This window comes from Parolsenella sp., from assembly GCF_982402205.1.
Genome location: NZ_CEVYAT010000139.1, coordinates 1 through 4,080, shown reverse-complemented (window position 1 = coordinate 4,080; position 4,080 = coordinate 1). Strand labels below are relative to the sequence as shown.

Sequence of the window (4,080 nt, the reverse complement as noted above, 5' to 3'; positions counted from 1 at the left end):
CCTGGCGGCCGGGCGGGCGAGGGGAGAGGTGGCGGCGTAGTCGCGCCAGCGCACGAGCTTGTTGAGCAGGGCCACGGCCGAGACGGCGAGCCAGGCCCACAGGACGAGCCACGGCAGGTCCTGGGCGATGCCCAGGGGCGCCAGCGCGCTCATGGGCGTGGGCGCCTGCTGCGAGAACCACAGGCCCACGGCCGCGATCGCGCTCGTGCCAAGGAAGACGTAACGGTGGTCGGCCGCGCAGAAGGAGGCCAGACGCTTGAGTGACTTCATGGGGCTCGCTCCCTATTCCGGCTGGCGGTCGAGGCAGGCCTGCCACATGGCGCTGCGCTCGTCCTCGCTCACGCCGTCGACGACCTCGTTGATGATGTCGAGCAGCTTGGCCGAGCCCTTGCGCATGCCCACGTTACAGGCAACGTCCTGCTGGAAGCCCTCGCCCTCGGCAAAGCGGACGGGCACGATGCCGGGGTTCTGCTTCATGTAGCCCTCCTCGTTCTCGGTGTTGTAGGTCACCGCGTCGCAGGTGCCCTGCAGCAGGTGGCTGAACACGTTGGGCACCGAGTCGACGGGGGCCTGGTGGATGACGCCGGGGATCTCGTCGATGACGGTGTCGAGCATCGTGTCCTTCTGGCCCAGCACCTGCGCGCCCGAGAAGTCAGACAGCTTGGTGGCGTTCTCGTACTTGGAGCCCTCCTTCACGAACAGGCCAAAGTAGCCCACGAAGTAGGGGTCGGAGAAGTCGACGGACTGACGGCGCTCGTCGGTGGCGCTCATGCCGGCGATGATGAGGTCGATCTGGCCGTTGTTGAGGGCGTCGATGAGGCCAGAGAAGGTCATCTTCACCGCAACGGGCTCGCCGCCGAGCTTCTCGCACACGAGCTTGGCGAACTGGACGTCGTAGCCGTCGGCGTAGGCGCCGCTCACGTTGTCGACCGGGATGGTGTACTCGCCGGGCTCTGACGTCTGCCAGTTGTAGGGGGCGTAGGCAACCTCCATGCCTACGCGGATCTGCGCCTTGCCAAGGATTTCGTCCGAGCGGTCCTCGCGAGCGTCACCGGTGCCAGACTCGACGACGGGGATGGTGGAGGGGCGCTGGCAGCCTGCGAGCGCGGGCAGCGCCACGAGCGACCCGGCGCCCAGCGCGGTGCGCAGGAACGCGCGGCGGGTCATGTTGCGGTGAGTGGTCATGCGTGTCCTTTCGAGCGTGCCGGCGCGAGGGGGCGCTCCGGCACCATATGAAGCTCTAACAGGATACGGGTTTGATGACTCCCGTGCATGCTCGCGCACAAAAGGGTAACGCTGCGGAAATGCCTTTCAGGTTGAGTGCGGGGCCTGCGGCGTCATGCCGCAGGCCCCGCCGGTCGTGCGTCGGCTTTAGTTGTCCTCTGGCCGCTACTCGCTCTTCCTCACGCGAATCGCGTCGCGCACGATGCCGGCGCCCATCACGTAGGTGAGCACGAAGTAGCCACCGTAGGCCGCGAGGAACACCGCGCAGGTGAGTCCCACCGTGCCACCAATCGAGATGTTGCCCATGACCTTCACCAGGTCGATGATTACGTGCAGGGCAACGGACGAGTGAGCCACGCCCACCACCAGCGGAAACACGAAGAACACGGCCTGCTGCGCCAGCACCGAGTGGCGAATCTCGCTCGTCTCGCATCCCAGCTCAGACAGCACGCGGTAGCTGCGCGTGGAGTCGGCCACGCCCGAGAGCTGCTGGATCGTGAGAATCGCGGCGCACGCCACCACGAGCACAAAGCCAATGTAGATGGCCAGGTAGCTGATGAGGCCGCGCATCGAGTTGGACTGCTCGTACATCTCGCTGCGGCGGACGATGGTCTGGCTCCAGTAGCCGCATGGCAGGTCGCCGCCGTCCTGCTCACCAAGGGTGGTGAGGACGAGGCCATCGAAGAAGTCGTCGCCCTGCTTGGTGGTGACGTCTTGGCGGTAGTTGGCGAGCAACGTGCTGAAGGCCAGCGTGTAGTTGGCCTCTGCGAGCACCGCGTCGGGCACGATGACGGTGCCGGGGTTGCTACCCATCGCGGAGTTGCCTAGGGCGCCTGCCTCCACATCGACCTTGCTCGCAACGGGACGCAGCTCGTGGCCCGCGATTGTAAGCGTCTGGCCCTCGCTCATGAAGTGGTCGTACAGGTCGCTTGCGGTCTCGCCCATGTCGCAGGTGATGAGGTAGCCGTCCTCGCCCAGGCTCACCTGGGGAAGCCCCCGCAGGGAAAGTAGCGCGTTGTACTGGCTCTCAGAGGCAACGTACAGGCCAAAGGTCTCCGAGTTGGTGTAGCCAAAGGCCGCGGGCGTCTCGATGCCCAGCTGCCGGGAGAGCGCAGACGGCGACACCTCGGGCGCGTCCATCGTGTTCGCGGGAATGGAGTAGTACTGGTCGATCTGCACGTGGTCGCCCAAAACCTGGCGCGCGTCGAGTTCCTCGGGGGCGCTGGCCTTGTCCGCGCTCTTCTCGGCCATGCCATACGAGCCGTCATCGAGCTTGATGCCCCGCAGGTTGTCGTAGATGTCGAGCGGCTCGCGCGCGTAAGCAAACCCATCGCCGCCAAGCTTCTCGAAGAAGCCGGACAACACGGCCGAGTTGTAGGTGTAGGTGCTCGAGACGTCCACGGGATTGTTGATCTCGAGGTTCTCGCTCATGACGCTCGCAACCGACATACCGCAGGTAACGGAGGTAATGGCGAGGAACAGGATCATCGAGATGACGCCCATCGAGAGCGACACGGTGTTCACCTTGGCCGCAAGCTGACGCAGCGTGAACATGTTGAGGCCACGCCAGTAGACGGCTCGCAGGCGCTGTACCAGGGCGAGAAGCGCGCCCGACAGGCCAAAGAACAGCATGATGGTGCCGGCCGTAACCATGCCCGTGGTGATTTCGAACTGCGTCATGCCCTGGTCGAGCTCGTCGCCCACGAGGTCGATGGGAAAGCCGTCGTGCAGCAGGCGCGCGTAGGCCACGCCCACAAGCGCCGCGCCCGCCGCGAACAGCGCAACCGACACCCACGCCTTGCGCATCTTGACCTGCTCGTTCTGGCGGCTTGCGCTCATGAGGCCAATGAGCCGCGTGCGGGCAACAACGCGCAGGTTGAACGCGAGCGTCACCACAAAGATCGTGACGAGGCACGACACCGTGAGACGCAGGGCGTCGAGCGAGAAGAAGAAGTGGAAGGTCGAGATCTGCGCCTTGAACATCGAGGCGGTGAAGAACGTCATGACCCACGAGACGCCCACGCCAAGGAGCAGCCCCAGCACCAGCGCGGCGCCCGAGACGATGGCCGTCTCGAGGGCCATGATAAGGGCCACGCGCCCGCGCGTCATGCCCAGTACCTGGTAGAGGCCAAACTCCTTCTTGCGCCGCTTCATGATGAAGTTATTTGCGTAGACCATGAGAAAGCCCATGATGGCGGCCAAGAAGTAGGTGAGGTCGCCGAGTGCCTCGCCGAGGAGCTCGGAGAGGCCCTCCATGGGGATGCCGGCGAGGTCCGCCTGCATCGAGACGGTGTTGAACGCGTAGAACACGGCCACGCCCAGGGTGAGCGTGAGCAGGTAGACGAGGTAGTCGCGCCCGGCTCGGCGGACGTTTCCCCAGGCGAGCTTACAGAGCATCGGAACCGTCACCACCCATCACGGCGACGACCTCCATGATGCGGTCGAAGAACTCGCGGCGGCTCGAGGCGCCGCGGCGCAGCTCGGTGAAGATGCGCCCGTCGCGGATGAACAGCACGCGCTGGGTGTAGCTCGCGGCGAAGCTGTCGTGGGTCACCATGAGGATCGTGGCGCGCGCACCCTCGTTGAGGCTCTGCATGCTTTCGAGTAGCAGGCGCGCGTTCTTGGAGTCGAGCGCGCCCGTGGGCTCGTCGGCCATGATCACGGCGGGGCGGGTTACGAGGGCGCGGGCCGCGGCGACGCGCTGCTGCTGGCCGCCGGACAGCTGGTAAGGGTACTTGTCGAGCACCTCGTCGATGCCCAGGCGGCGGGCAATCTGCTCCACGCGGGCGAGCGTCTCGCCTGAGGCCGCGCGTGCGATGGTGAGCGGCAGCGCCACGTTCTCGCGCGCCGTGAGGG

General features: G+C 65.8%; 3 protein-coding genes and 1 pseudogene. All 4 read right to left on the bottom strand.

Going from position 1 to position 4,080, the window contains the following annotated elements; all coding sequences use genetic code 11:
* Window positions 1-270 (bottom strand): annotated as a pseudogene (locus tag AC1VTH_RS07045) (amino acid ABC transporter permease); the annotation flags it as partial.
* A gap of 12 nt (window positions 271-282) precedes the next feature.
* Window positions 283-1,185, bottom strand: a complete 903-nt coding sequence (locus AC1VTH_RS07040) for a transporter substrate-binding domain-containing protein (RefSeq protein WP_481335442.1) — start codon at window positions 1,183-1,185, stop codon at window positions 283-285.
* A gap of 204 nt (window positions 1,186-1,389) precedes the next feature.
* Window positions 1,390-3,621: an FtsX-like permease family protein gene (locus tag AC1VTH_RS07035; protein ID WP_481335441.1), complete on the bottom strand. Its 2,232-nt coding sequence runs from the start codon at window positions 3,619-3,621 to the stop codon at window positions 1,390-1,392.
* A partial coding sequence (locus AC1VTH_RS07030) for an ABC transporter ATP-binding protein (protein ID WP_481335440.1) occupies window positions 3,611-4,080 on the bottom strand: 470 nt, incomplete at its 5' end. The genes AC1VTH_RS07035 and AC1VTH_RS07030, both read right to left, overlap by 11 nt.